This is a genomic window from Pseudonocardia sp. TMWB2A, from assembly GCF_017312135.1.
The window spans coordinates 3,985,157-4,011,058 of the sequence record NZ_QKQY01000002.1; the positions used below are offsets into that span (position 1 = coordinate 3,985,157).

24 protein-coding genes and 1 pseudogene are annotated in these 25,902 nt (G+C 75.1%); 13 read left to right on the forward strand and 12 right to left on the reverse strand.

The window, feature by feature from the left end; translation table 11 throughout:
* Nucleotides 1-3 precede the first annotated feature (3 nt).
* The 6 genes from DMP17_RS33220 (at nt 4) to DMP17_RS33245 (ending at nt 5,593) form a co-directional block, all read left to right on the forward strand.
* Nucleotides 4-1,398 carry a glutamate decarboxylase gene (locus DMP17_RS33220; protein WP_337831608.1) on the forward strand — a complete coding sequence of 465 codons (1,395 nt, stop codon included), beginning with the start codon at nt 4-6 and terminating at the stop codon, nt 1,396-1,398.
* Entirely contained in the window at nt 1,395-2,270 is an 876-nt protein-coding gene (locus DMP17_RS33225; RefSeq protein ID WP_337831609.1) for a carbohydrate ABC transporter permease, read from the forward strand. Before DMP17_RS33220 ends, DMP17_RS33225 begins: the two co-directional genes overlap by 4 nt.
* Nucleotides 2,267-3,094, forward strand: coding sequence for a carbohydrate ABC transporter permease (locus DMP17_RS33230; protein WP_337831610.1), 828 nt, complete (start codon nt 2,267-2,269; stop codon nt 3,092-3,094). The genes DMP17_RS33225 and DMP17_RS33230 overlap by 4 nt, the downstream gene beginning before the upstream one ends.
* Complete coding sequence (locus DMP17_RS33235) at nt 3,091-4,401, forward strand: extracellular solute-binding protein (protein WP_337831611.1); 1,311 nt, start codon at nt 3,091-3,093, stop codon at nt 4,399-4,401. The genes DMP17_RS33230 and DMP17_RS33235 overlap by 4 nt, the downstream gene beginning before the upstream one ends.
* Before the next feature lie 126 nt (nt 4,402-4,527).
* Nucleotides 4,528-4,914 (forward strand): VOC family protein, encoded by a 387-nt coding sequence (locus DMP17_RS33240; RefSeq protein ID WP_226357276.1) that lies wholly within the window; start codon nt 4,528-4,530, stop codon nt 4,912-4,914.
* Nucleotides 4,907-5,593 carry an NUDIX hydrolase gene (locus tag DMP17_RS33245; RefSeq protein WP_226357277.1) on the forward strand — a complete coding sequence of 229 codons (687 nt, stop codon included), beginning with the start codon at nt 4,907-4,909 and terminating at the stop codon, nt 5,591-5,593. The genes DMP17_RS33240 and DMP17_RS33245 overlap by 8 nt, the downstream gene beginning before the upstream one ends.
* Before the next feature lie 22 nt (nt 5,594-5,615).
* On the opposite strand, the gene DMP17_RS33250 is transcribed toward DMP17_RS33245, so the two are convergent.
* Nucleotides 5,616-6,902 (reverse strand): HNH endonuclease signature motif containing protein, encoded by a 1,287-nt coding sequence (locus tag DMP17_RS33250; protein ID WP_337831612.1) that lies wholly within the window; start codon nt 6,900-6,902, stop codon nt 5,616-5,618.
* A 183-nt stretch (nt 6,903-7,085) separates the two neighbouring features.
* Here DMP17_RS33250 and add point away from each other — a divergent pair, with 183 nt between their 5' ends.
* Nucleotides 7,086-8,087 carry an adenosine deaminase gene (add, locus tag DMP17_RS33255; RefSeq protein WP_337831613.1) on the forward strand — a complete coding sequence of 334 codons (1,002 nt, stop codon included), beginning with the start codon at nt 7,086-7,088 and terminating at the stop codon, nt 8,085-8,087.
* 9 nt (nt 8,088-8,096) lie between these two features.
* Here add and DMP17_RS33260 read toward each other — a convergent pair whose 3' ends face one another.
* Nucleotides 8,097-9,275, reverse strand: coding sequence for a Cmx/CmrA family chloramphenicol efflux MFS transporter (locus tag DMP17_RS33260; RefSeq protein ID WP_337831614.1), 1,179 nt, complete (start codon nt 9,273-9,275; stop codon nt 8,097-8,099).
* A gap of 188 nt (nt 9,276-9,463) precedes the next feature.
* Complete coding sequence (locus DMP17_RS33265; protein WP_337831615.1) at nt 9,464-10,735, reverse strand: reverse transcriptase family protein; 1,272 nt, start codon at nt 10,733-10,735, stop codon at nt 9,464-9,466.
* Nucleotides 10,736-11,049: 314 nt separating this feature from the next.
* On the opposite strand from DMP17_RS33265, the gene DMP17_RS33270 reads away from it, so the two are divergent.
* A complete protein-coding gene (locus DMP17_RS33270; protein ID WP_337831616.1) occupies nt 11,050-11,553 on the forward strand; it encodes a hypothetical protein in 504 nt (167 codons plus the stop codon).
* On the opposite strand, the gene DMP17_RS33275 is transcribed toward DMP17_RS33270, so the two are convergent.
* A complete protein-coding gene (locus tag DMP17_RS33275; RefSeq protein WP_337831617.1) occupies nt 11,492-11,950 on the reverse strand; it encodes a cupin domain-containing protein in 459 nt (152 codons plus the stop codon). The two genes, DMP17_RS33270 and DMP17_RS33275, sit on opposite strands and share 62 nt — an antisense overlap.
* Before the next feature lie 9 nt (nt 11,951-11,959).
* Nucleotides 11,960-12,532, reverse strand: coding sequence for a class I SAM-dependent methyltransferase (locus DMP17_RS33280; protein ID WP_308253122.1), 573 nt, complete (start codon nt 12,530-12,532; stop codon nt 11,960-11,962).
* Nucleotides 12,533-12,587: 55 nt separating this feature from the next.
* Here DMP17_RS33280 and DMP17_RS33285 point away from each other — a divergent pair, with 55 nt between their 5' ends.
* Nucleotides 12,588-13,400, forward strand: a complete 813-nt coding sequence (locus DMP17_RS33285) for an AraC family transcriptional regulator (RefSeq protein ID WP_337831618.1) — start codon at nt 12,588-12,590, stop codon at nt 13,398-13,400.
* Here the strand turns inward: DMP17_RS33285 and egtD are convergent.
* The 4 genes from egtD to egtA are packed head-to-tail and all read right to left on the reverse strand — an operon-like array spanning nt 13,387 to nt 17,900.
* A complete protein-coding gene (gene egtD / locus DMP17_RS33290) occupies nt 13,387-14,376 on the reverse strand; it encodes an L-histidine N(alpha)-methyltransferase (RefSeq protein WP_443217931.1) in 990 nt (329 codons plus the stop codon). The genes DMP17_RS33285 and egtD overlap by 14 nt on opposite strands.
* The gene (egtC, locus tag DMP17_RS33295) at nt 14,373-15,122 is read right to left on the reverse strand and encodes an ergothioneine biosynthesis protein EgtC (protein ID WP_337831619.1); all 750 of its coding nucleotides are present in this window, start codon (nt 15,120-15,122) and stop codon (nt 14,373-14,375) included. The genes egtD and egtC overlap by 4 nt, the downstream gene beginning before the upstream one ends.
* Nucleotides 15,115-16,476, reverse strand: a complete 1,362-nt coding sequence (gene egtB, locus DMP17_RS33300; RefSeq protein WP_337831620.1) for an ergothioneine biosynthesis protein EgtB — start codon at nt 16,474-16,476, stop codon at nt 15,115-15,117. The genes egtC and egtB overlap by 8 nt, the downstream gene beginning before the upstream one ends.
* The gene (gene egtA / locus DMP17_RS33305) at nt 16,473-17,900 is read right to left on the reverse strand and encodes an ergothioneine biosynthesis glutamate--cysteine ligase EgtA (RefSeq protein ID WP_226357287.1); all 1,428 of its coding nucleotides are present in this window, start codon (nt 17,898-17,900) and stop codon (nt 16,473-16,475) included. The genes egtB and egtA overlap by 4 nt, the downstream gene beginning before the upstream one ends.
* A gap of 124 nt (nt 17,901-18,024) precedes the next feature.
* Between egtA and DMP17_RS33310 the strand changes: the two genes are divergently transcribed.
* From DMP17_RS33310 to DMP17_RS33325, 4 genes and pseudogenes are all read left to right on the forward strand, one after another.
* Nucleotides 18,025-18,597 (forward strand): TetR/AcrR family transcriptional regulator, encoded by a 573-nt coding sequence (locus DMP17_RS33310; protein WP_226357288.1) that lies wholly within the window; start codon nt 18,025-18,027, stop codon nt 18,595-18,597.
* Nucleotides 18,598-18,624: 27 nt separating this feature from the next.
* A complete protein-coding gene (locus DMP17_RS33315; protein ID WP_226365022.1) occupies nt 18,625-19,629 on the forward strand; it encodes a dihydroxyacetone kinase subunit DhaK in 1,005 nt (334 codons plus the stop codon).
* The gene (locus DMP17_RS33320) at nt 19,626-20,252 is read left to right on the forward strand and encodes a DAK2 domain-containing protein (protein WP_226365021.1); all 627 of its coding nucleotides are present in this window, start codon (nt 19,626-19,628) and stop codon (nt 20,250-20,252) included. The genes DMP17_RS33315 and DMP17_RS33320 overlap by 4 nt, the downstream gene beginning before the upstream one ends.
* Nucleotides 20,253-20,503: 251 nt before the next feature.
* Nucleotides 20,504-21,669: pseudogene (locus DMP17_RS33325) on the forward strand (PepSY-associated TM helix domain-containing protein).
* A gap of 1 nt (nt 21,670) precedes the next feature.
* On the opposite strand, the gene DMP17_RS33330 reads toward DMP17_RS33325, so the two are convergent.
* The 3 genes from DMP17_RS33330 to DMP17_RS33340 all read right to left on the reverse strand — a co-directional run bounded on the left by DMP17_RS33330 (nt 21,671) and on the right by DMP17_RS33340 (nt 25,864).
* Nucleotides 21,671-23,542 (reverse strand): ABC transporter ATP-binding protein, encoded by a 1,872-nt coding sequence (locus DMP17_RS33330; RefSeq protein ID WP_226366030.1) that lies wholly within the window; start codon nt 23,540-23,542, stop codon nt 21,671-21,673.
* Nucleotides 23,543-23,728: 186 nt separating this feature from the next.
* Entirely contained in the window at nt 23,729-23,938 is a 210-nt protein-coding gene (locus DMP17_RS33335) for a helix-turn-helix domain-containing protein (RefSeq protein WP_010240451.1), read from the reverse strand.
* A gap of 303 nt (nt 23,939-24,241) precedes the next feature.
* On the reverse strand, nt 24,242-25,864 hold the full coding sequence (locus tag DMP17_RS33340) for an ABC-F family ATP-binding cassette domain-containing protein (protein WP_226357292.1): 1,623 nt from the start codon (nt 25,862-25,864) through the stop codon (nt 24,242-24,244).
* Nucleotides 25,865-25,902: the final 38 nt, after the last annotated feature.

Sequence of the window (25,902 nt, forward strand, 5' to 3'; positions counted from 1 at the left end):
ATCATGCCCGGTGCGCACTCACCCTCGGAGGACCGCGGCGAGGACCGCGCGGTCCCGGTCAACCCCGTCTTCGCCGCGGAGCCCGTCGACATCCCCCGCTTCCGCATCCCCGACACCGGGATGCACCCGGAGATCGCCTACCAGGTAGTGCACGACGAGCTGATGCTCGACGGGAACGCCCGGCTGAACCTCGCCACGTTCGTCACGACGTGGGCGGAGCCCCAGGCCGCGCGGCTGATGGCCGAGTCCTTCGACAAGAACATGATCGACAAGGACGAGTACCCGCGGACCGCGGACCTGGAGCAGCGGTGCGTGCGGATGCTCGCCGACCTGTGGCACGCCCCCGACCCGGGGCGGGCCATCGGCTGCTCGACGACGGGGTCGTCGGAGGCGTGCATGCTCGGCGGGCTGGCGCTCAAGCGGCGCTGGCAGCACCGGCGGAAGGCGGCGGGTCTCCCGACGGACCGGCCGAACATCGTGATGGGCGTGAACGTCCAGATCTGCTGGGACAAGTTCGCGAACTACTGGGACGTGGAGCCGCGGCTGGTCCCGATGGAGGGCGACCGGCTGCACCTGGGCGCCGAGGAGGCCGTCGCGCTGTGCGACGAGAACACCATCGGCGTCGTCGCGATCCTGGGATCCACCTTCGACGGCAGCTACGAGCCGGTCGCGCAGCTGTGCGCGGCGCTCGACGACCTGCAGTCCCGCACCGGGCTGGACGTGCCGGTGCACGTCGACGGCGCGTCCGGGGCGATGGTCGCGCCGTTCTGCGACCCGGACCTGGAGTGGGACTTCCGGCTGCCGCGGGTGGCGTCGATCAACACCTCCGGCCACAAGTACGGCCTGGTGCACCCGGGCGTCGGGTGGGCGGTGTGGCGCGACACCGACGCACTGCCCGAGGACCTGGTGTTCCGGGTGAACTACCTCGGCGGTGACATGCCGACGTTCGCGCTGAACTTCTCCCGCCCCGGCGGCCAGGTCATCGCGCAGTACTACAACTTCCTGCGGCTGGGGCACGAGGGCTACGCCCGGGTGCAGGGCACCTGCCGGGAGATCGCGACCGGACTGGCCCGGCGGATCGAGGCGACGGGCGCGTTCCGGCTGCTCACCGACGGCTCGCAGCTGCCGGTGTTCGCGTTCACCGTCGCCGACGGCGAGCCGTTCTCGGTGTTCGACGTGTCGGCGGGTCTGCGCGAGACGGGATGGCTGGTCCCGGCGTACACGTTCCCGGAGAACCGGGAGGACCTGGCGGCGCTGCGGATCGTGGTCCGCAACGGGTTCAGCCACGACCTGGCCGCACTGCTGCTCGACGACCTGGCGCGGGTGCTGGAGCGGCTGCGCCGCCAGGCCGGTCCCGTCCGCGGGAGCGAGGCCGCGGGCTTCGCCCACGGGACGTGAGCCGGTCCCGGCGGGACACCCGCACCGCGTACCTGCTGCTGGCCCCCAGCCTGGTGGGCGTGGTGCTGTTCCTGCTGGTCCCGGTGCTGATCGTGCTGGGTCTGGCGCTGTTCCGGTGGGACCTGGTCGGGCCGCGGACCTTCGTCGGGCTGGACAACGTCGCCGCGGTCGCCGCGGACGGCCGGTTCGCGCGGTCCCTGCTGGTGACGGCGTTCTTCGTGCTCATCGTCATCCCGGTGCAGACCGTGCTCGGGCTGGCGGCCGCGCTGCTCCTGGACCGCGGGCTGCCCGGGACGACGGTGTTCCGGGTGGTCTTCGTGCTGCCGTGGATCTGCGCGCCGCTGGTGCTGGGCGTGGTGTGGCGGTGGATCCTGTCTCCCACCGACGGCGCGCTCAACGCGCTGCTCGGGATCCGCGTCGAGTGGCTGGCCGACCCGGCGCTGGCGCTGCCGTCGGTCGCCGCGGTGACCGCCTGGACCCAGGTCGGCTACGTCGCCCTGTTCTTCCTGGCCGGGCTGCGCGCCATCCCGGACACGATCGTGGAGGCGGCCCGGCTCGACGGGGCCTCGGCGTGGCAGCTGCTGTGGCGGATCCGGTTGCCGCTGCTGCGCCCGACGCTGTTCTTCGTGCTGGTCACCGGGGTGATCTCCAGCTTCCAGGTGTTCGACTCGGTGTACGCCCTCACGCCGAACGGCGGCCCGCAGGGTGTCACCGACGTCGTCGCGGGGCGGATCTACTACGAGGCGTTCGAGAACCGCGCGGTCGGGCAGGCCGCGGTGATGGCGGTGGTGTTGTTCGTGATCCTGGTGGTGGTGACCGTGGCCCAGCAGCGGTGGTTCAGCCCTCGCACGACCTACGAGCTCGACACGTGAGGCGCGGAAGGCTCGTCGACGCGGCCGTGCTGGTCGCGCTGCTGATGGGCGCGGTGGCGACGCTGGCGCCGTTCGTGCTGAGCGTGACGACGGCGCTGAAGACGACCCGGCAGTTCGCGTCGACGCCGGTGCTGTCACCGCCGGCCCCGCCGACGGTGGAGAACATCGTGACCCTGTTCGGCCGGGACTACGACTTCGTGACCCCGATCGCGGTGACCGCCCAGGTGGTGGTCGTCGTGCTGGTGGGGCAGCTGCTGTTCTCGGTGCTGGCGGCGTACGCGTTCGCGCGGCTGGAGTTCCCCGGCCGGGACGCGCTGTTCTGGGTGTACCTGGGGACGCTGATGGTGCCGCAGGCGGTGACGGTGATCCCGCTGTACCTGATGATGACCGAGGTGGGGCTGCGGAACACGTTCTGGGCGCTGGTGCTGCCCTACGTGCTCGGGTCGCCGTTCGCGATCTTCCTGCTGCGTGAGCACTTCCGGACCATCCCGCAGGACCTGATCGACGCCGCCCGGCTCGACGGCGCCGGGACGGTCGGGATCCTGCGGCACGTCGTGGTGCCGGTGAGCCGGCCGATCCTCACGACGCTGGCCGTGATCACCGTGGTGACGCACTGGAACAACTTCCTGTGGCCGCTGGTCATCACCTCCGGCCGGACCTGGCAGGTGATGACGGTGGCGACCGCCGGGCTGCAGACGCAGTACAACGGGAACTGGCCGGTCGTGATGGCGGCGACGACGGTGGCGATCGTCCCGCTGATCGTGCTGTTCCTGGTGTTCCAGCGCAGCGTGGTCCGCTCGATCACGATCACGGGGTTCCGGTGAGACGGCGGCTCGGCGCCGCCCTGGCGCTGGTCGGGGTACTGCTGCTGGCGGCGTGCTCACCGGCGTCCCGTTTCGACGACGACGCCGACGGCGTCACCACGGTGACGCTGCGGCTGTGGGACACCCAGGTCGCGGCGGCCTACGAGCGCTCGTTCGCGGCGTTTTCGCAGGCCAACCCGGACATCCGGGTCGAGCTCGTGCAGGTGCCGTTCAAGGACTACTTCACCTCGCTGCCGCTGGACGTCGCGTCCGGCACCGCGACCGACATCTACTGGGTCAACTCGTCGAACTTCGGGGCGTTCGCCGACGCCGGGAAGCTGATCGACGTCGGTGCCGCACTCGCCGACCAGCGCGCCGGCTGGGTGGACGCCGCCGCCGCGCAGTACACCCGCGGCGGGACCCTGTGGGGCGTCCCGGTGGTGACCGACGGCCGGATCGCCGTGTTCTACAACAAGGACCTCGTCCGCGCGGCGGGCGTCGACCCGGCCGCGTTGCGCTGGGACCCCACCGACCCGGCCCGCGACACCCTGCTCCCCGCGGCCCGGAAGCTGACCCGCGACGCCGCCGGACGCAGCGCCGGCACGCCCGGGTTCGACCCGGGCACCGTGCGCCAGTACGGCTTCAACGCCGCCCGGGACCTGCAGGCGATCTATCTCGACTTCCTCGGCTCGGCCGGTGGCCGGCTCCAGGCGCCCGACGAGACCTTCGACGTCGCGACGCCCGCGGGCGAGCAGGCGTTCGGCTACCTGGTGAACATGATCAACACCGAGCGGGTGGCGCCGTCCGCGGCGGACACGAACCAGAACCCGGACTTCAGCCGCGACCAGTTCCTGCAGGGCCGGATGGCGCTGTTCCAGAGCGGCACCTACAACCTGGCCAACATCGCCGAGGGCGCCACGTTCGACTGGGGCGTCGCCCCCATGGTCGAGGGCCCGCGGGGCCGGGTCAGCGTGGTGTCGAGCATCGTCGCCGCCGGCAACGCCGACAGCCCGAAGCGCCCGGAGATCCTGCGGGTGCTGCGCTGGCTGGGATCGTCCGAGGGCGCCGCCCCGGTCGGCGACAGCGGCGCCGGGCTGCCCGCGGTGACGGCGGCCCAGCGAGGCTGGTTCGACTACTGGGCCCGGCGCGGCGTCGACACCCGGGAGTTCGTCGCGGACGGCCCGACGACCCCGGCCCCGGCCGGCCCGAAGGTGGGCGCGGCGACGACGGCGATGGAGCCCGCGCTCGACGAGCTGTTCGCCGGCCGGGTCCCGGTCGGCCCGGGGCTGCGGGCCGCGCAGGACATCGGCAACGCGGCCCTGCGCTGATAACCTCCGCGGTGCGCCCCCGATGGGCCCAGCCGGAAGGAGTTCTCGCCAGTCCCGCACGGGCCCGCGGGCGCAGCTCCTTCCGCAGGTCGTTCGCGTGGTCCCCGCTGTCGTCAGGAGACCCGTATGACCTGCACGTTCAACCACACGATCATCGCCACCCGCGACCGGGTGGCCTCCGCCGCGTTCTACCGGCACGTCCTGGAGGCGGCCGAGGCGCCGTCCTGGGGGCCGTTCACCAACATCGCCCTCGACGGCGGTGTCCTCGTCCAGTTCGCCGACCTGCCGCTCCACGTGGTGCCCGAGATCCAGCCACAGCACTACGCGTTCCTCGTCGACGACGCACTGTTCGACCGCGCGTACGCCCGCCTCGTCGAGGACGGGACGGAGCACTGGGCCGACCCGCAGCGCACCCGTCCCGGGGAGATCAACCACGGGCACGGCGGGCGCGGGGTGTACTTCCTCGACCCGGCCGGTCACTATCTGGAGATGATCACCCGGCCGTATGTGTGACGTCGCCGCGGCCCGGCGCTGGCTCGACGCCGCCCGGCCCGACCCCGGCCGGGCCCCGGACTGGATGGGGCCGCTGCTGCGCGGGCTGGAGCACGCCGGGCCGCGCGACATCAGCACGAACGACCTGCCCGCCGACCACGTCGGGCCCCGGCAGTCGGCCGTGCTGGTACTGCTCGGCCAGGGCCCGGACGGCCCGGAGGTCGTGCTGCAGCGGCGGGCCCGGCGGCTGCGCCACCACTCCGGGGAGATCTCCTTCCCCGGTGGGCGCGCGGACCCGGGCGACGCCGACCCGGCCGCGACGGCGCTGCGGGAGGCCACCGAGGAGACCGGGCTGGACCCGTCCGGTGTGGACGTCGTCGCGATGCTGCCGCGGCTGATCCTGCTGACCGGGTTCCACGTGACCGCGGTGCTCGGGCACTGGCGGTCGCCGACCCGGCTGCACGCGGTCGACCCGGCCGAGACCGAGGCGGTGCTGCACGTGCCGCTGGCGGTGCTGGCCGACCCGGCGCACCGGTTCCGGCTCCGGGCCGGCGGCGGGGCCTGGCGGGGCCCCGGGTTCCGGGTGGGCGACGACGTGGTGTGGGGGTTCACCGGCGACGTCGTCGACGCGGTGCTGCGCCTGGGCGGGTGGGAGCGGCCGTGGCCGCCCGGCCCGGAGCTGGAGTGGGAGTCGCTGTGACCGCGGCGCGCGCCTAGGTCACTCACGACGAGGCCAGGACGGCGTCGAGCAGCACCGGAGCACTGTGCCGAGGGGTTCGTGGGGCGGGCAGGTCGGGCCGGTGGAGCGGGTTGCGCCGGGGCCCGCCCGGCACCCAGGGCGGTGGATGGAACACCGGGAACCCGCCGTCGATCTCGACCGCCCAGTCCCCGACGTGGATCATGCGATGGTGGTGCGGACACAACAGCACCAGGTTCGTGAGGTCGGTGCAGCCACCGTGGGCCCAGTGCACGACGTGGTGGGCCACGCACCACTGCGGCGGCGCCTCGCACCCCGGGAAGGCGCACCCGCCGTCGCGCTGGGCCAGCGCCCGACGCTGCGCCCGCGTCGCCAGCCGGTGCTCGCGCCCGACGAACAGCGGCTCGCCCGCCGCCCCCAGCACGATCGGCACCACCCGCGCATCACACGCCAGCCGCAACGCATCCTCCGCCGCGATCGCCGCGGACGAACCAGCCGCGCCGAACCCGAGCAACCCGGCCCCGGCACCCGAGGTCAGGGCCTCCAGCGGCACCGTCACGGTCAGCGCCACCGGCTGCCCGTTCTCGACGCCGAGATCCCCCACCGCCAGCAACCGACGGGCCAGCTCGACCAGACCGTCCCCGTTGCGCTCGGCCGTGGAGCGTTCGTCCCGTGCCTGCCCGGCGCCGTCGGGCGGGACCGGGGCGGTCAGCGGCGACAGCGCGCTGCGCAGGACCGCGGCGGACTCGGTGTCCAACCAGCCCCGCGCCTCGAACCCCGACCCCTGCGGACGCAACGCGAACCGGTTGCGGGTCGGCTTTGGTTCCCGCGGACGCGGCCCGTCGGGATCCAGCAGCGCGAGGGCCCGCCTGCCGAGCTTGTCCACCGCGTCGGGATCCAGGGTGCGGGCGTGGGCGACGAGGTCGGCCTCCAGCACCGGCCGGTGCTCCCCGAGATGTGGGGGCAGCGAGGCGAGGACCCGGATGATCACGCGCACGTGCTCTGCGGTGACCGCACCGTCCTCGAAAGCTTCGGCGAGCACCGGCAGCTCGGGGTCGACCTGGTCGCCGGTGATCAGGAACAGCGGGGAGAGCTTCCGGGCGGCGTCGACCCGGGCGCGGGCGGTGGACGATCCGACGTTCTGCACCGTGCGCAGCAGGTCCGCGGTGTCCCGGAACCCCTTCGCCTCGGCCAGACCGCGGGTGGCGACCTCCGCGACGAGGGCGACCAGGGACGCGGACTCGCGGTTGATCCGTTCCTGGACGGCCGCGACGAGGAGGTCCTCGTCGTCGGTCTGCCAGAGCTCGTCCACGCATCTCATTCTACTCGACCATATGTTCGATTCACGGTAGTTGAGCTGGGCGGGAGTCGCGGCGCGACGAGCGGTCCGGGTCGGCCGACGGCGACGTCGGCGTCGATGTCACGTCCTGCCGGGAACCGTGATGGAGTACCGGACACAGGCCCACTCACCAGGCGGGAGAGGAAGTCACCGACCATGGGATTTATCGACGCCCTGCCCAAGGCGGAGCTGCACGTCCACCTCGAGGGCACCCTTGAGCCGGAGGAGGTGTTCCGCCTCGCGGCCCGCAACAGCGTCCCGCTGCGCTGGCCCTCCGCCGCCGCGATGCGCGCCGACTACGACTTCACCGGCCTGCAGCACTTCCTGCAGCTCTACTGGGCCGGCGGCACCGTCCTGTGCCGCCGCGAGGACTTCTACGACCTCACCGCCGCCTACCTGCGCCGAGCTGCCGGGCAGGGTGTCCGGCGCGCCGAGATGTTCTTCAGCCCGGAGACCTTCCTCGACCGCGGCATCCCGGTCGCCGACCAGCTCGGCGGCGTCCTCGACGCCATCGACGACGCCCGCGCCGACAGCGGCATCGACGGCGCGCTCCTGGTCATCGCCCAGCGCCATCGCGACGAGACCTCCGCCCTCGAGATGCTCGACGCGGTCGATCCCCACCGGGACGCGATCCTGGGTGTCGGGCTCGGCAGCGCCGAGGTCGGGAACCCGCCGTCGAAGTTCGCCCGGTTCTTCGCCGCCGCCCGGGACCGGGGCTACCGTCTGACCTGCCACGCCGGGGAGGAGGGGCCGGGCGACTACGTCCGGGACGCCCTCGATCTCGGGGTGGAGCGCATCGACCACGGCTACGCGGCCGCGGCCCACCCCGACCTCGTCGCCCGGCTGGCCGACGAGCGGGTCCCGGTCACCCTGTGCCCACTGTCGAACCTGCGGCTGCGCGTCGTCGACGACCTCGCCGGCTACCCCGTCCGGGAGTTCACCGACGCGGGTGTCCTCGCCACCGTCAACTCCGACGACCCGCCGTTCTTCGGCGGCTACGTCAACGAGAACTACGCGGCGCTCGCCGACGCGGTCGGCCTCGGGTCCGCCGAGATCGCGGCACTCGCGCGCACCAGCTTCCTGGCCTCGTTCGCCGGCCCCGCGGAGGTCGACCGCGGCGTCGCGGCCGTGGACCGTTACGAGCAGGGAAGTTCCTGACCGACCGGCTCACCGGGGTCGGCCGTCGTCGGGCGCCGTGACACCCGATCCGCGGTCTCCCTGCGGGACGCCCAGCACCCGCGGTGTCAGCGCAGCGGCCACCAGCGCCAGCGCCGCCGCCGTCCACACCGGACCGGTGGGCCCGGCGGCGGCGAGTCCCGCACCGCCCAGCAGCGGGCCCACCGTCGCCCCGGCGTTCAGCGACGCGGTGGCGACCGCGCCGCCGAGGGTCGGCGCCTCGCGGGCGAGCGTCAGCGCCCGGGCGATCAGCGTCGCGCCGACCGCGAACCCGAGCGCGCCCAGCAGGCCCACCAGCGCGAGCACCGCCACCGGGTGCCCGGCACCGACGGCGAGCGCCGCCCAGCCCGGCGGCAGCGCGCCGCCCGCGACGAGCAGCAGCGGACGGGTGCGGGTGTCGGCGAACCGACCCGCGACGCCCACCCCGGCGACGGCGCCGACCCCGAACAGCAGCAGCCCGGCGGGCACCGCGGGCGGGCCGCCCGCCGTCGCCAGCAGCGGGGCCAGGTAGGTGTGCGCGGCGAACGTCGAGCCGTTCACCAGCGCGCCGAGCGCGAGTGTCCGGACGACCGGGCCCCGGCGCAGCACCGTCAGCTCGGTCCGCAGGCCGGGCGCGGGTGCCCGGCCGCCGTCGTCGGCCGGGATCCCGGCGACGACCCCCACCAGCGCGACGGCGGCCACCGCCGCGACCGACCAGAACGTCGCCCGCCAGCCGAACGCCTGCCCGACCAGCGCCCCGGCCGGGACGCCGGCGATCAGGGCGAGGGTCGTGCCGGACAGCAGGGTCGCGGTCGCGCGGGCGGTGCGCCTCGGGGGCACGGCGGCGACCGCGACCGACAGGGCGACGGCGAGGAACCCGGCGGTGCACAACGCCGCGAGCACCCGGGTGACCAGCAGGACCCCGAGTCCGGGGGCCAGCGCCCCGGCGACGTGCACGGCGACGAACGCGGCGAGGAACCCCCGCAGCGCGAGCCGCGGTGGCAGCCGGCGGGCGGCGAGCGCCACGAGCGGCGCGCCGGCGACCATCCCGACGGCGAACGCCGAGGTCAGCGACCCGGCGGCGAGTGGGGTGACGCCGAGGTCGGCGGCGATGTCCGGGACGAGCCCGGCGAGCATGAACTCCGAGGTGGCCTGCGCGAAGACGGCGCAGGCGAGGACGACGAGCAGCACGGTGGAACTCCGTGGGTGACGGGGTCGTGGAACGGACGCCGGTCCGCCTCGTCACCGGGAGCGGGCAGGGGAGGTCGCCGCCACCGGTGGGGACCGGTGGCTACCGCCTGTTCGACTCCGGGCTGCTCACGGCCGTCACCGTAGCCGCCGCGCTCCCCCGGCGCCCGCCGTTTCCGCTCCCGGGCCGCTCACCAGACGATGCGGTCGAACAGCTCCCGCAGGCGCGCCGCCCGGGCCGGGCGCCCGTGCCCCACCCAGGCGATCCGTCCCAGCAGATGCTCGCGGAACGCGGGGTGCCCGGCCCGGTTCTGGGCGTCCGGGCCGGTGCGGGCCGCGTTGTGCAGGATCGCGCGGAGCTCGTCGTGGTCGCGGCGCGACGCCGCGGGCTCGCTGCCGTTCACGACGAGCCCGACGATCCGCTGGCGGTGGTGCGCGGGCATGATCCGGGTCTTGTCCGGGCGGACGCGGAAGCCCTCCTCCGCGGCGATCGCGGCCACCCGCTGCGCCAGGCCCTGCACCGGCAGCGTCGCGTCGCCGGAGAACACGAGGTCGTCGGCGTAGCGGCCGTAGGCGGCGCCGACCGCGGCGGCCAGGCCGCTCAGCCGCCGGTCCAGCCCGTAGGCGAGCAGGTTCGCCACCGTCGGCGACGACGGCGCCCCCTGCGGCAGGTGCGGTGCGGCGAGGCGGTCGAGCAGCCGTCGTCGCGGGGCGGGGTCGCCCCGGTGCGGGCAGGCGCGCAGCACCCCGGGCGGGGTGGTGGTGACGAGCAGCCCGGCGACGGCGGTGGCGACGGCGGGCGGGTACCCCGCGACCCGCAGGAGCCCGGCGACCCGGCCGCCGGTCACGTGGGAGTAGAAGCCCTCCAGGTCCAGGCGCAGCACCATCGGCCGGGCCCTGTGCTCCGCGGCGAGGGTGTGCGGGCTGCGGCCGCGGACGTGGCCGTGCGCGGCCGGGTGCACCGGGATCCGGTCGAGCACCCTGCGCACGATCCGGCGCTGCAGCTCGGCGAGCCGCGGGGCGGGTGCCTCGACCAGGCGCGGCGTCCCGGAACGCGACGGTGTCCAGTGCCGCCGGTAGTGGGTCAGCGGGCCGTCCGGGGCGCGCCGCAGCCAGCCGCCGGGGTCGGCGAACCAGGCGAGCTCGCCGTCGTCGAGGTGCAGGGCCGCGGCCAGGGCGGGCAGGTCCGTCCAGCGCGGCACCGGCAGGCGCCACACCGGGTCGGGCTGGACGACCGGCCGGTGCCGGCGCGGCCCCGCCAGCAGCGCCGCGACCTCGGCCTCGACACCGGCCGGGGAGCCACGCGGGGCGCGACGCCGCCGGGCGACGAGGGCGCCCACGACGCCGGCCAGCTCGTCGGGGCCCGACCAGCCGCCGAGCCGGGCGAGCCGCTCGGTCAGCGGGTCCGTGCCCCAGCGCCCGGCGCAGGCGGCCGCGGCGATCGCCGCCGGGTCCGGTGCCATCAGCGGTCCCGTGCCGTGCGGCGGCCCCCGGACGGCGGGGTGATGCGGCGGCGGGGGTCGACCGGTGTTCTCCGTCCGCCGCGCGCCGCCGGCAGCGCTGTCCTGCCACCCGCGCGCGGGACGCCGTGCTGCATCGTGCCGGTGCACCCCGGGGTTGCCCCGGAGTCGCGGGCCCCGGCCGGAGCCGGGGCGGCCGCCTGCTCGTCCGTCCGCCGCCGCATCGGCACCGACGCTACCGGTCGGACCGCCCCGCGGGCGCCCACCCGACGCGGTGACGGCCGGACGGCCGGGACGGCCCCGTATCGTCGGCCACCGTGAGCGCCGTGCCGTCCGAGGAGCCGCCCGGCGGGAACCCGTCCGGAGGGCCGTCCCGGGCGACGCCGGTCGTCGCCGCGGTGGTCGCCGTCCTGGTGGTCCTCCAGCAGGTTCCGGGCCTGGTCTTCCGGCAGGGGACGCCGGTCCCGGTGCTGCCGGTGGGGCTGTGGCGGGCCTGGCTCCCGCTGATCCTGGCGGGGCTCGTGCTGCTCGCGCTCTCGGCGCTGTGGGGGCGCCGACACCCGGGGACGTCGGGCACCGTGGGCCGGGTCGTGGGGCTGCTGCTCGCACTGGGCCCGGCGACGCTGCTCGCCTACCGCGGGCGGCTGGTGGACCCGCTGGCCGTGTTCACCCTGGGGCTGGACCCGTCGGTGCGGGCGTGGCCGGTGATCGACGTCGTGCTGGGGACGCTGCTGGCCCTCGCCCTCGTGGTGACGCTGCTCAGTGCCGTGGGTGCAGGGGGTCGACCCAGGGGACGTGCTCGGGATGGGACACCCCGGTGATGTCGAGGTTGACCACGACCGGCTCCTGACCGGAGCGGGTCAGCACGCACTCCAGCGGCTCGTCGTCGAGGGCGTTGATCTCCTGGTGCGGCACGAACGGCGGCACGAAGATGAACCCGCCCGGCCCGGCCTCGGCGGTGAACTCGAGGTTCTCGCCCCACTTCATCCGGGCCCGGCCGCGGACGACGTAGATGACGCTCTCCAGCTCCCCGTGGTGGTGCGCGCCGGTCCGGGCGCCGGGATGGATGGTCACCGTCCCCGCCCACAACCGCTGCGCGCCGACCCGGTCCCCGGTGACGGCGGCGGCGCGGTGCATGCCGGGCGTCTGTGGGGTGTTGGCGTCGAGCATGTCGCCGGGGATGACCCGGACGCCGTCGTGGCGCCAGTCGGTGCTCATGCACCGACCCTAGCCGCGGCCGGCCCGGAACCGGAACGACCGCGCACCCAGCTCGGTCTCCGGCCGTGCGAGCCCGGCCGCCCCGAGCCGCCGCGGCAGCGTCGCCGGGTCGACCGCGGTCAGGGTGTCCCCGATGTGGATCGTCCGGAACCGCAGCGTCATCCGGGAGTCGATGCCGGCGAACGTCCCGCCGGGACGCAGTACCCGCGCGGCCTCGGCGAAGAGCCGGTCCTGCTCGCCGGGCGTCGGGACGTGGTGGAGCATCGTGAAGCAGACGACGGCGTCGAAGCTGCCGTCCGGGAAGGGCAGGGCGGCGCCGTCGCCGTGCCGGACGTCGACGCCGAGCTCGCCCCCGAGGCCCGCGCGCAGGTCCGCGGCCAGCACCGGGTCGACCTCCAGCGCGGTCAGCGCCCCGGTGCGCGGCGCGAGCCAGCGGGTGGTGACGCCGTAGCCGGGGCCGATCTCCAGGACCTCGCCGGTGAGGTCGACGTCGCGGGTGGCCCAGGGCAGCGTCGTCCCGTGCATCCGGTCGGCCCAGGAGTCGGAGCGGCAGATCCGTCGGTGCAGCGCGTTCATCGCCATGCCCGCGACGCTAGGCGCCGCCCGCGGTGGCCGGGAGCCGTTAGGCTGCCGCATCGTGTCGCGTTCCGGCCTGCCCGCGCACGTCCCGGACGTGCCGGGGGCCGCGGTGCTGGTCTCGCGCATCCCGCTCGACCGCGGGCACGCGTTCGCCGAGCACACCCACCCGGCCCACCAGCTGGCCTGGGCTGCGGCCGGGGTCCTGCGGGTCACCGTCGCCGACACCAGCTGGGTCCTCGGCCCCGGACGGGCACTGTGGCTGCCGGCCGGGGTCCCGCACGTCACGGCCGCCACCGAGACCGCGGCGATGCGCGGGATCTACCTGTGGCCCGGCCGCTGCCCGATCGACTGGCCCGCGCCGTGCGTGCTCGCGGTCGAGCCGCTGGTCGCCGCCCTGCTGGAACACCTGGCCGGGCCGGGACCCGCGACGCCCGAGCGGGCCCGGGCCGAGGCGGTGCTGTTCGACCGGCTCCGCCCGGCCCGCGACGCCGGCGGGCCCGGCGCGGCGGTCCGCCTCGTCCTGCCCACCGACCCGCGGGCCCGCCGGGTCGCCCTGGCCCTGCTCGACGACCCCGCCGACGACCGCGACACCGCCGCCTGGGGCCGGGCCGTCGGGGCGGGGGAACGCACCCTGTCCCGGCTGTTCCGCGCCGAGACCGGGGTGGGTCCGGGCCGGTGGCGGACGCTGCTGCGGATGCGGGTCGCGCTGGAGCAGCTGGCCGCGGGCCGCCCGGTCGGCGTGGTCGCCCGGCACGTCGGCTACGCGACGCCCTCGGCGTTCGTCGCGGCGTTCCGCCGGGAGACCGGGACCACGCCGTCGGCGGTGCTGCGCCCGGCCGGGGCAGCACCGCCGGACCTCAGGCGGCGGTGAGCAGGGTCAGCGCGAACCGCGCGTCGGGGTCGACCCAGCGCCGCGTCGTGGCGAACCCGGCGGCGGCGGCGAACGCGTCGACCGTCGCGGGGGTGAACTTCGCCGAGATCTCGGTGGCGAGCTCCTCCCCCGCGGCGAACGCGACGTCGAGGTCGAGGTCGGCGATGCGGACCTGCATGTCGCGGGTGGCGCGCAGCCGCATCTCGATCCAGGAGTTCTCCGCGTCCCAGACGGCGACGTGGTCGAACGCGTCGACGTCGAAGGTCGCGTCGAGCTCGCGGTTGAGCACGTGCAGCACGTTGCGGTTGAACTCCGCGGTGACCCCGGCGGCGTCGTCGTAGGCGGGGACCATCACGGCCGGGTCGGTGGCCAGGCCGGTGCCGAGCAGGAGCTGCTCACCGGGCCGGAGCACCGAGCGGACGTGGCGGAGGAAGTCGTGGCGCGGGCCGGGCATCAGGTTGCCGATGGTGCCGCCGAGGAAGGCGATCATCCGCTTCCCGCCGGGGTCGGCGCCGGGCAGCCGGTCCAGGTCGCGGGTGAAGTCGCCGACCACGCCGTGCAGCTCCAGCTCCGGGTAGTCGCGGTGCAGCTCGTCGATGGCGCCGCGCAGGGCGGACTCGCTGACGTCCTGGGGCACGTAGCGGCGCAGCGTCCCGGCCCGGGCGAACGCGTCGAGCAGCAGCCGGGTCTTGGTCGAGGACCCGGACCCCAGCTCGACGACGGTGTCGGCGCCCGAGGACCGGGCGATGTCGTCCACGGAGTCGGTGAGCAGCGCCCGCTCGGTGCGGAACGGGTAGTACTCGGGCAGCTCGGTGATCCGCTCGAACAGCTCGGACCCCCGGGCGTCGTAGAACCACTTCGGCGGCAGCTCCTTCGGCGACGCGGCGAGCCCGCGCGTCACGTCGGACCGCAGCGCGGTGCCGGCATCGGTGTCGGAGAGGTGGACGTCCAGCTGGATGGCGCCGGGAGTGCTCACGGAGCTCCTAGGTCATGACTCTCGTGGTGGCCCGGTCGGGCCACCACCAGGTGCCGGTCGGGCACCTGTGTCCAGTCGGGGAACGCATGGGTGGGTTCGGAGGCGACGGTGACGCACGCCGGCCCGACCCGGACGGCGAGTGCGTGCCGCCAGGCCGTGGCCCAGATCGTCGTGCCGTCGGTGAGCAGCAGGTTCAGCCGCGAGCCGGGTGCGCTCCGCTCGGTGTCGGCGCAGACCCGGGCCAGCAGGTCGGCGGGGTCGGCGCCGTCGGCGAGACCGCGCCGGACCACCGCCCACAGCAGCGCGGCGTCGGTGGGGGCGTCGAGGGTCATCAGGTCGGTCACGGGCAGCGCCGCCGCGGCGGCCGCGAGGGAGTCCGGCCAGCCGCGGACGACGCCGTTGTGGCTGAACAACCACCGCCCGTCGGTGAAGGGGGCGGCGGCGGTCGCCGTCACCGGCATCCCGACCGTCGCCGAGCGGACGGCGGCGAGCACGGCGCCCGACGTCGTCGCCCCGGCCAGCGCGGCGTAGGAGGTGTCGGCCCACAGCGGCGACGCCGAGCGGACCCGCACCGGCGTCGTGGCACCGGGCGGGTACCAGCCGGTGCCGTGGCCGTCGGCGTTGATCGTGCCGCCGCCGCGCATGTCGGCCGGGGCGTAGGACTGCGCGAGCAGCCCGTGCTCCGGTTCCAGCACCAGCGACGCCAGCGTGGCCGGCTCCCCCAGGTACGCGAGGTGCCTACACACCGGCGTCGCGGACCAGCCGGAACCCGGCGAAGATCTGCCGGCGGATCGGGTGGTCCCAGTTGCGGAACGTCGCCCGGATCGCGGCCGGGTCGGTGCCGAAGGAGCCGCCGCGCAGGACGGCGTAGTCCCCGCCGAAGAAGACCTCGGAGTACTCGGGGTAGGGGAACACGGTGAACCCCGGGTAGGGGTGCCAGCCGGAGTCGCACCACTCCCAGACGTCGCCGACCATCTGCTGCACCCCCAGCGCGGACGCCCCCGCCGGGTAGGAGCCGATCGGGGCGGGCTGCAGGTGCCGCTGCCCGAGGTTGGCGTGCTCGGCGCGCGGCTCGTCGTCGCCCCAGGGGAAGCGCCGCGAGCGGCCGGTCGCCGGGTCGAAGCGGGCGGCCTTCTCCCACTCCGCCTCGGTGGGCAGCCGCTTGCCGGCCCAGCGGGCGTAGGCCTGCGCCTCGTGGAAGGACACGTGCACGACGGGCTCGTCGTCGGGCACCCGCTCGACGACGCCGAACCGGCGCCGCCACCAGGTGCCGTCGCTGTCGCGGGACCAGAACCGCGGTGCGACCAGCCCCTCCTCGGTGCGGTGCGCCCACCCGGCGTCGGTCCACAGCCGCGGGTCGTCGTAGCCGCCCGCGTCGACGAACGCCGCGAACGCGCCGTTGGTCACCGGGTGGACGTCGATCCGGAACGCGGGCAGGTCCACGACGTGCGCGGGCCGCTCGTTGTCCAGCGCCCACGGCTCGGCCGAGGTGCCCATCTCGAACGGGCCCGCCGGGACGAGCACCTCCGCGGACGGGTCGCCCGCACCGGCCGGGCGGGGCGGCGGGGCGGCGTCGAGCACCGGCCCCCCGGAGCGCAGCTGGTGGGTGGCGAGCATGGTCTCGTCGTGCTGCTGCTCGTGCTGCACGATCATCCCGAACGCGAAGCCCTCGGCCTCCAGCGGGCGACCGCGCAGCGGGCTGCGGTGCAGCGCGTCGAGCGCCTTGTCCCGCACCTCGGCGACGTAGCCGCGGGCCTCGGCCGGGGTGAGCAGCGGCAGCTCGACCCGTGAGGAACGGGAGTGCTGGAACGCGTCGTAGAGGCCGTCGATCTCCGGGCGCAGCGGCTCGCGGCCGCCCACGTCGCGGACGAGCCACAGCTCCTCCATCGACCCGATGTGCGCGAGGTCCCAGACCAGCGGCGACATCAGCGGCGAGTGCTGGGCGGCCAGCTCGCCGTCGTCGAGGGCGGTGAGCGCGGTGCTGCGGTCGCGGGAGCGGCCCAGCAGGGCGGCGACGCGGGTACGCATCGTCTCCGGGCTCTCCCCCGGGGTCGCGGGGCCGGTCAGCGGTCCGGCGGGAACGGCGGGATCGGCGGTCATGCCACGTCCTCCTGAGCAGCCTGGTCGGCGGTGTCGACGGCGGACCGGCCGGGTCCTCGACCGGTCCCCTCACGTGCGGCGGGCGCGCCGGGCACGGCGGAGCCCAGGTGGAGCCCCGGCGGGAACGGGTCGGCGGTCGGGCCCGCCCCCTGCTCGGCGGGGTCGGTGTCGTCGGCGGGGCAGCGCCCGCGCAGCACCCGCTGTCCGGTGACCTCGCGCAGCCGGTCCAGCACCGGCCCCGGCACGGTGGTCAGCGGGTGGTCCGCGGCGGCCAGCACGTCGCAGGCCAGCGGGAACAGCCCGGCGGCCGCGGCGGCGAGACCGGGGTGCTCCAGCCCGTCGCGGGCGGCGGCGACCCACTCGTCGCGGACCGGCTCGCACAGCTCCCGGACCCGGTCGACGACCGCGCCGGAGGAGGTGAGCGCCAGCAGCACCGCGGTCGGCAGCGCCCAGTCGTCGCCGGCCTGGCCGTCGACGTAGCGCACCTCGAGGTGCCCGTGCGGGCGGACCGGCGGGAACAGGGTCGAGACGTGGTAGTCGAGGTCGGCCAGTGTCGGCGGCCGGTCGAGGACCCCGCCGCGGGCGCGGCCGGACACCCAGTCGGCGAAGGTGACCCCGGTCGGCACCGACCAGGTCCCGGTGCCGCGCACGCACAGCAGCGGGGTGTGCAGCACCCGGCGGGCCCAGGCGCCCGCGACGTCCTGCCCCGGCGCCGGGATGGGCGGCGGGGCGGTGCGGGCCGGGTCGAGGCTGAGCCAGCACGCCTGGCGGGAGGACTTCCAGCCGGTGCGCCTGCCGTGCTGGACCGGCGAGTTCGCGAACGCCGCGACGAGCACCGGGCCCAGCTCGTGCAGGGCCGCCCAGCGGTCGGCGATCCCGGCGGCCGGGCCGGCGTCGAGGCAGACCTGCACGGCGGCGGTGGAGCACATGCCGCTGCGTCCGTGCGGGCCGACACCGTCGAACACGCACTCCATGGCCGCGTAGCGCGGCAGGTCCAGCAGCCGCCGGGCGGGCCGGACCGGGTCGGCGGCGCGGGCATGCGGGCGCAGGTCGTGCTCGGCGAGCAGTCCGTGGAGGTGGGCGGAGTCGGCGCCGAGGGCGCCGAGGAGGGCCTCGAGCGAGTCCGCGGGAGCGCTGGAGATCTCGATCTGGCCGCCCGGCTCGACGGTCACGGTGCCGCCCGCGGGGAGCGGGGCCGCGTGCGAGGCGGGGTCCAGGGAGGCCGGGCAGTGCGGGCCGAGAGCGGCACGCACGGCGTCGAGGTCGACCGGGTCGGCCGGTCGACCGGGTCGGTGGAGCATCCATTCGATCTCGACACCGGCCAGGGTCGGGGGGCCGTGTTTGAAGCAGACCGAGGCCACGTAGGCCTCGGCCTCCCCCACGCTGCGGAGCACACCGTCGGTGCTCTGGTCGTCCAGGGTCACCACGTCGACGCTACCCCCGCCGTGTGACACCCGCACGCGATGAAATCGTGGTCGTCGGCACCGCGGGTGACCGGCGACACGACCGTCCACACATGCAGGACAAGCGTACGGAATACTGGGGTGCATGCCCCGCGTCAGCACCGACCAGCTCGCCGCCCGCCGGCAGCAGATCCTCACCGGTGCCCGGACCTGCTTCGCCGACCACGGCTACGAGGGCGCCACCGTCCGGCGGCTCGAGGAGTACACCGGGCTGTCCCGTGGCGCGATCTTCCACTACTTCCGGGACAAGGAGGCGCTGTTCCTGGCCCTGGCCGAGCAGGACGCCACCCGGATGGCCGACGTCGTCGCCGAGCAGGGCCTGGTGCAGGTCATGCGCGACCTGCTGCGCGGCGGCTCGGACCGCAGCTGGCTGGGCACCCGGCTGGAGGTCTCCCGACGGCTGCGCACCGAGCCGGAGTTCCGGGCCCGCTGGCAGGAGCACTCCGGCGCGCTGACCGCCGCGACCCGGGCCCGGCTGGAACGCCAGGCCGCGGCCGGCGCGCTGCGCGACGACGTGCCGGTCCCGGTGCTCGCCCAGTACCTGGAGCTGGTGCTGGAGGGGCTGGTCTCGCACCTGGCGATGGGACTGCCCGCCGACGACCTCGGCCCGGTGCTCGACCTCGTGGAGAACGCCGTCCGCGCGCCGTTGATGCGCTGACCGCCCACGGCCAGCATGATCGGCGCCATGCCGTTCCCCTTCCACCCGGCGGGCGACGACCCCGTCCCGGCCGCCGTCCGCGGGTTCGCCCGGGCCCACGCCGACCTCGTCGCGCTGCACGAGGACCCGATCCACCTGGTCGCGCGTCACCGGGCGCCCGGCAGGCGGGTGGGGCTGGTCTCCGGCGGGGGTTCCGGCCACGAGCCGCTGCACGCCGGGTTCCTCGGCCGCGGGATGCTCGACGCCGTCGCCCCCGGCCCGGTGTTCACCTCCCCGCACAACAAGGCCGTGCTGCACGCGTCCCGGGCCGCCGCGGGCCCGGACGGGGTGGTCCACGTCGTGAAGAACTACACCGGCGACCGGATCAACTTCGGCATCGCCGCCGAGCGGCTGCGGATGGAGGGCGTCGACGTCGCCCGGGTGCTCGTCGACGACGACCTGGCCACCGACGGGCTCGACACCGCGACCGGGCGGCGCGGGACCGGGGCGACCGTCGTCGTCGAGAAGATCCTCGGCGCCGCCGCGGACACCGGCGCCGGGCTGGCCGAGCTCGCGACGCTCGGTGCGGACGTCGCCGCCGCCTCGCGCAGCCTCGCCGTCGCCTCCCGCGCGCAGACCTCGATGCGCACCGGGGAGCCCGCGTTCGCCCTCGACGGGCAGCTCGACTACGGCGTCGGCATCCACGGCGAGCGGGCCCGGCGCTCGGTCGACCGGCCGCCCACCGAGGAGCTCGTCGACCGGATGCTCGACGAGGTCGTCGCGGGCCTGCCCGACGGCCCCGACCAGGTCGTCCTGGTCGTCAACGGCATGGGGGGCACAGCACTGCTGGAGCTCTACGTGCTCGCCGAGCTGGCCGCCGCCGGGCTGGAGGCGCGCGGGCTGGAGCGGGTGGGCCTGCTCGTCGGCACGTTCGTGCCCGCCCTGGACATGGCCGGGTTCTCGCTCACCCTGACCCGGATGCGCCCGGAGTGGACGGGCCTGTGGGCCGCGCCGGCGCAGACGGCCGCCTTCCCCCGGACGGAGACCTCATGACCGGCCACCCCCTCGACCAGGACGCCGTGCTGGCCCGCTTCGCCCGGGCCGTCGAGGACGGCCACGGCGTGCTCACCGACCTCGACCAGCACTCCGGCGACGGCGACTACGGCGACAACCTCCGCGCCGGGGTCCGGTTGGCCGTCGCACTGGCCGACCGCGGACCGCAGCGCGGGTTCGGCGCGCTCGGCGAGGTCTTCCTCGACGAGGTCGGCGGCACCAGCGGCCCGCTGCTGGGCCTGCTGTTCTCCGAGATCGCCCGCGCTCTGTCCTACGGCTCGGCCGACACCGCCGCGTTCGCCGCGGGCGCCCGGGCCGGGCTGACCGCGATCCAGCGGGTCGGCGAGGCCGAGGTGGGCGACCGGACGATGGTCGACGCGCTGGCCCCGGCCGTGACCGCGCTCGACCGTTCGGGGTACGCCGCCGCGGCGGCCGCGGCCCTCGACGGCGCCGAGCGGACCGCGGAGCTCGCGGCCCGGCACGGTCGCGCGTCCTACGTCGGCGAGCGGGCGAAGGGCGCGCCGGACCCCGGCGCGGTCGGCGTCGCGCTGCTGTTCGCCGCGGTCGCCGCGGTGGCCGAGCCCGGCGCCGAGGTGGCGGACCCGCTGGCGGGCCGGGCCTGAGCGCCGTCCCATCCGGTGGGACGGCGGGCGGCGGTTCGTCCCGCGACACCCGCGACGTCCTGATTGAGGTTAGCCTTTCCTCTCATAAGGCTTGCCTGCATACTCTGCGTCGTCTTCTCTCTCGCTCGGACGAGTGAGCGGGAGGAACCGTGGGACGACGGGGCAGGAACAGGCGCGCGGCACGCGCCGGGAGCGCGACGCGCCGCTGGAGTGCCGCGCTGCACCGCTGGCTCGGGCTGCTGGTCGCCGCCGTGCTGGTCTTCCAGCTCGCCTCGGGGACCCTGCTGCTCTACCGGCCCGAGATCTTCGCCCTCACCCACCCGGAGCTGTTCGCCGCCACCGCGGGCACGGTGGCCGCGGGCCCGGCCGAGGCGCTGGCCGCGCTGCACCGCGCGCTCCCGCAGTTCAGCACCTCCTACGCGGCGTCCGTCGAGGGTGTGTGGCAGATCTGGGACGCCGACTACCACCGGGCCGCCTACATCGACCCCGGTACCGGGAACCTGCTGGGCACCGCCGAGCCCGACGGCGGCTTCTGGGGCGTGCTGCTCAACCTGCACGACTGCGGGCTCAGCTGCGAGACCTACCCCGGCTACGTCGCCGCCCTGAACGTGACGGTCCCCGGGGCCGACGAGCTGACCTGGGGCGGGCTGGTGCTGGGTGTGCTCGGACTGGCCCTGCTCCTGCTCACCCTCAGCGGCACGGTCGCGTGGTGGCCGTCGATGGGTCGGTTCCTGCGGGCGCTGCGGACGAAGATGCGGCCGCGCCTCGACCGCGGCGCCTACCGGGCGCACCGGGACCTGCACGACGTCGGCGGGTGCTGGCGCTGCCGCTGATCGTCGTCTGGGCGGTGACCGGTGCCGGGTACGCGCTGCCGTTCGTCGGCGACGCCTGGTACGCCGTCACCGGCGGGGTCGCCCCCGAGCACTCCTTCACCGCCGACGCGGCCCCCGAGGGCGCACCCGACATCGGTCCCGACGCGGCGCTCGCCGCGGCCCGCACGGTCCTGCCCGGCCAGGAACTCGTGTTCGTCATACCACCGGGGCCCGACCAGGACCACTACCTGGTCGGCTTCCAGGACGGGGTCGCTCCCGCCCGCTACGGCGGTGTCCGGACCTTCTCCGAGAGCGACGTGGCCGTCGACCCGCACACCGGCCGCGCCGCCCTCTACGACGGCGGCCCCGGCCAGCCGTGGCCGGAGTGGCTGTGGGAGTCGGGCAACTACGGCGTCCACTTCGGCTACCTCGTCCCGTGGTGGGCACGGGCCCTGTGGTTCGCCGCCGGCAGCGTGTCGGTCTACCTGGTCGGGTCGGGCCTGTGGACCTGGTGGTGGCGACGGCGCCGGATCCGACGCGCCGCCCGTCCCGTCCCGGCGCCGCGCCGTGCCGCCGCGGCGGTGGAGCAGGTGCCCGCGGAGTAGCTCAGCCCGCGGTCGTCGCCGCCGGGAGGAACTGGGTGCGGTAGAGCGTGGCGTAGCGGCCGTCGGCGGCCAGCAGCTCGTCGTGGGTGCCGGACTCGACGACCTGCCCGCCCTCCAGCACCGCGATCCGGTCGGCCGCCCGCACGGTGGACAGCCGGTGCGCGATGACGATCGCGGTCCGCCCGACCAGCGCCTCGGCCAGTGCCTCCTGCACCGCGGCCTCGGACTCGGAGTCGAGGTGGGCGGTGGCCTCGTCGAGGATCACCACCCGCGGGCGGGCCAGCAGCAGCCGGGCGATGGTCAGGCGCTGGCGCTCGCCGCCGGACAGGCGGTAGCCGCGCTCCCCCACCACGGTGTCGAGGCCGTCGGGCAGCGTGTCGAGCAGGTCGCCGAGCCGGGCGCGGCGCAGCGCGTCGACCATCTCGTCGTCGGTGGCGGCGGGCGAGGCGTAGCGCAGGTTCCCGGCGATGGTGTCGTGGAACAGGTGCCCGTCCTGGGTGACCATGCCGACGGCCCCGCGCAGCGTGGCGAACGACAGGTCCCGCACGTCCACCCCGGACAGCTCGACCGAGCCGGCGTCGACGTCGTAGAGACGTGGGACCAGCGACGCGAGCGTGGACTTCCCGGCCCCGGACGACCCGACCAGGGCCAGCAGCCCCCCGCCGTGGACGTGCAGGTCGACGCCGTGCAGCACCTCGGCGTTGACCCGCTGGTCGAGCACCGCGACCTCCTCCAGCGAGGCCAGGGAGACGTCGGTGGCGCTGGGGTAGGTGAACCGGACCCCGCGCAGGGCGACGTCGACGGGGCCGTCGGGCAGCGCGGCCGGGTCGGGCCGCTCGGTCAGCATCGGGCGCAGGTCGAGCACCTCGAAGACCCGCTCGAAGGCGACCAGCGCGGTCATCACGTCGACGCGGGCGTTGGCCAGCGCCGTCATCGGGGTGTAGAGCCGGGTCAGCAGCAGCCCGAGCGCGACGACGGTGCCCGCGGGGATCGCCCCGGTCACCGCGAGGTAGCCGCCGAGGCCGTAGATCATGGCCTGGGCCAGCGCCGACACCAGCTGCAGCGCGGTGACGAACAGCCGCGACACCATCGCCGACCGGACACCGATGTCGCGCACCCGCGACACCTGGCCGCGGAAGACGGCGGCCTCGGAGTCGGGGTCGCCGAACAGCTTCACCAGGGTGGCGCCGGGCGCGGAGAAGCGCTCGGTCATCTGGTTGCCCATGGTGGCGTTGAGCTCGGCGGCCTCGCGGCGCAGCTCGGCGAGCCAGGTCCCCATCCGCCGGGCCGGGAGCACGAACACCGGCAGCAGCAGCATCGCCAGCACGGTGACCTGCCAGGCCAGACCGATCATGACCGCGATGGCCAGCACGAGCTGGATGCTGTTGGACAGCACCGTGGACAGGGTGCCGGTGATGGCGGTCTGGGCGCCGATCACGTCGTTGTTGAGCCTGCTGACCAGCGCCCCGGTCCGGGTGCGGGAGAAGAACGCCAGCGGCATCGACTGGACGTGGCGGAACACCGCGACCCGCAGGTCCTCGATGAGTCCCTCACCGAGCCGCGCGGAGAACCAGCGGCCGGCGAGCCCGACCACCGCCTCCAGGACGGCCATCCCGGCGATCGCCCCGGCGATCACCATCACGACGCGGGCGGCGTCGGGCAGCTCGTTCGCCGCGACGATCGTGTTGACCACGCGCCCGGCCAGCACCGGCGTCGCGACCCCGATCACCGCGGTGACGGTGGTCAGGGCCAGGTAGGACAGCAGCCAGCGGCGGTAGGGCCGGACGAAGCCCCAGATCCTGGGCCAGGTGCCCGGCGCGATGGAGCCACGGCGGATGGACGTCGAGTCCGCCCCCCGGATGACCCCGCGCATCAGGGTGAGCGGGCGATCCAACGGTGTTCCCCTTCGCCGGTGGTGGACGGCGAGGGTTCACGTTACGGCGCGTACGGCGGGCGGGCGCGGTGGTCCCGCGCGCGGCGCCCCACGACGCACCCCGGACACACGACGACGCCGCCCCGGGCTCGCTTCTCGACCCGGTCGGCGGCGCCGACGAGAGGACTACTTCTTCTTGGTACGGGTGGCGCCGCCGCGCCCGCGCAGCGTCACACCCGTCTCGGACAGCACCCGGTGGACGAATCCGTACGACCGCCCGGTCTGCTCGGCCAGCGAACGGATGCTGGCGCCCTTCTCGTACTTCTTCTTCAGGTCGGCAGCGAGTTTGCCCCGCTGCGTCCCGGTGATCCGGGCGCCCTTCTTGAGCTCGGCCATCGGCCCTCCTCATCCCCTCCGCGGATGCCCCCGCGGACCGCCGCATCAGGCGCGACGATCAGGCCATGATGATCCAGTTGACGATTTATGACCAGAACGCGGAAAACGCGATCGGCGAACGGTTACCCCGAACGGCGCAGCACTGCGGGTACCGTTCGGAATCGTCATCCGTCGGGCAGCGCAATGCATTACCCCGTCGGAACGGGTCGTGCACGATTCCGACGGCCGCACGCGGTACGGCCCGGACACGTCCGATGATCTTGGTGGTCCGGTCGGGTGATCACCGCGGCGTGCGGTGACCGGTCACGCGAGCTGGACGAGTTCCAGGTAGTCGGCCGACCAGTGGTCCTCGGTGCCGTCGGGCAGGACGATCACCCGGTCCGGCTCCAGCGCCTCGACCGCACCCGGGTCGTGGGTGACGAGCACGACCGCGCCCTCGAAGCGGCGCAGCGCGTCGAGCACCTGCTCGCGGCTGGCCGGGTCCAGGTTGTTCGTCGGCTCGTCGAGCAGCAGCACGTTCGCCGCCGAGGACACCAGACCGGCCAGGGCGAGCCGGGTCCGCTCACCGCCGGACAGCGTCCCGGCGGGCTGCTCGAGCTGCTCCCCGGAGAACATGAACGACCCGAGCAGGGTCCGCAGCTGCTGCTCGGCGGCGTCCGGGCTGGCGTGGCGGATGTTGTCCCAGACCGAGGCGTCCATGTCGAGCGTGTCGTGCTCCTGGGCGAAGTAGCCCCGTCGCAGCCCGTGGCCGGGCACGACCCCGCCGGAGTCGGACTCCTCGGTGCCGGCCAGGATCCGCAGCAGCGTCGTCTTGCCGGCACCGTTGAAGCCCAGCACCACGACCTTCGACCCGCGGTCCACCGCGAGGTCCACCCCGGTGAACACCTCCAGCGACCCGTAGGCCTTGGACAGGTTCTCCGCCGTGAGCGGGGTGCGCCCGCAGGGCGCCGGGGTCGGGAACCGGATGTGCGCGACGCGGTCGGCCTGACGCTCGTCGTCGAGACCGGCGAGCAGCGCGTCGGCCCGGCGGGCCATGTTCTTGGCGGCGACGGCCTTGGTGGCCTTCGCGCCCATCTTGGCGGCCTGGACGTGCAGTGCGGACGCCTTCTTCTCGGCGTTGGCCCGCTCGCGGCGACGACGCTTCTCGTCGGTGGAGCGCGCCTCCAGGTACCGCTTCCAGTCCATGTTGTACTGGTCGGCCTCGCCGCGGGTCGCGTCGAGGAACCAGACCTTGTTCACCACCGCGGCCAGCAGGTCGGTGTCGTGGCTGATGACGACCAGACCGCCCTCGTGCTGCTGCAGGAACCCGCGCAGCCAGGTGATCGAGTCGGCGTCGAGGTGGTTGGTGGGCTCGTCGAGCAGCAGCGTGGTCGCCGACTGCGACCCGCCGTCGGATGCGGCGAACAGGATCCGGGCCAGCTCCACGCGCCGGCGCTGACCGCCCGAGAGCGTGCGCATCGGCTGGGCCAGCACCCGCTCGGGCAGCCCCAGGTGCGTGCAGATCCGCGCGGCCTCGGACTCCGCGGCGTAGCCGCCGAGGGCGGAGAACCGCTCCTCGAGCCGTCCGTACTCGCGGACCGCCTTGTCGTTCGCGGCCGGGTCGGCCAGCTCGGCCATCGCCGTCTGCGCCTTCTCCATCTTCGCCAGCAGCACGTCCAGGCCGCGGGCCGAGAGCACCCGGTCCTTCGCCGTGACCGACAGGTCGCCCTCACGCGGGTCCTGCGGCAGGTAGCCGACCGGGGAGTTCGCGCTCCGCTGCCCGGAGTACGGCTCGCCCTCGCCGGCCAGCACCCGCATCGAGGTGGTCTTGCCCGCGCCGTTGCGCCCGACCAGACCGATCCGGTCGCCGGGCTGCACCCGCAGGGTGGCACCGGAGAGCAGGATGCGGGATCCGGCGCGCAGTTCGAGGTCGGTCGTGGTGATCACGTGGAAGAGCTCCAGACGGAGGACGAGGAGTGACGCTG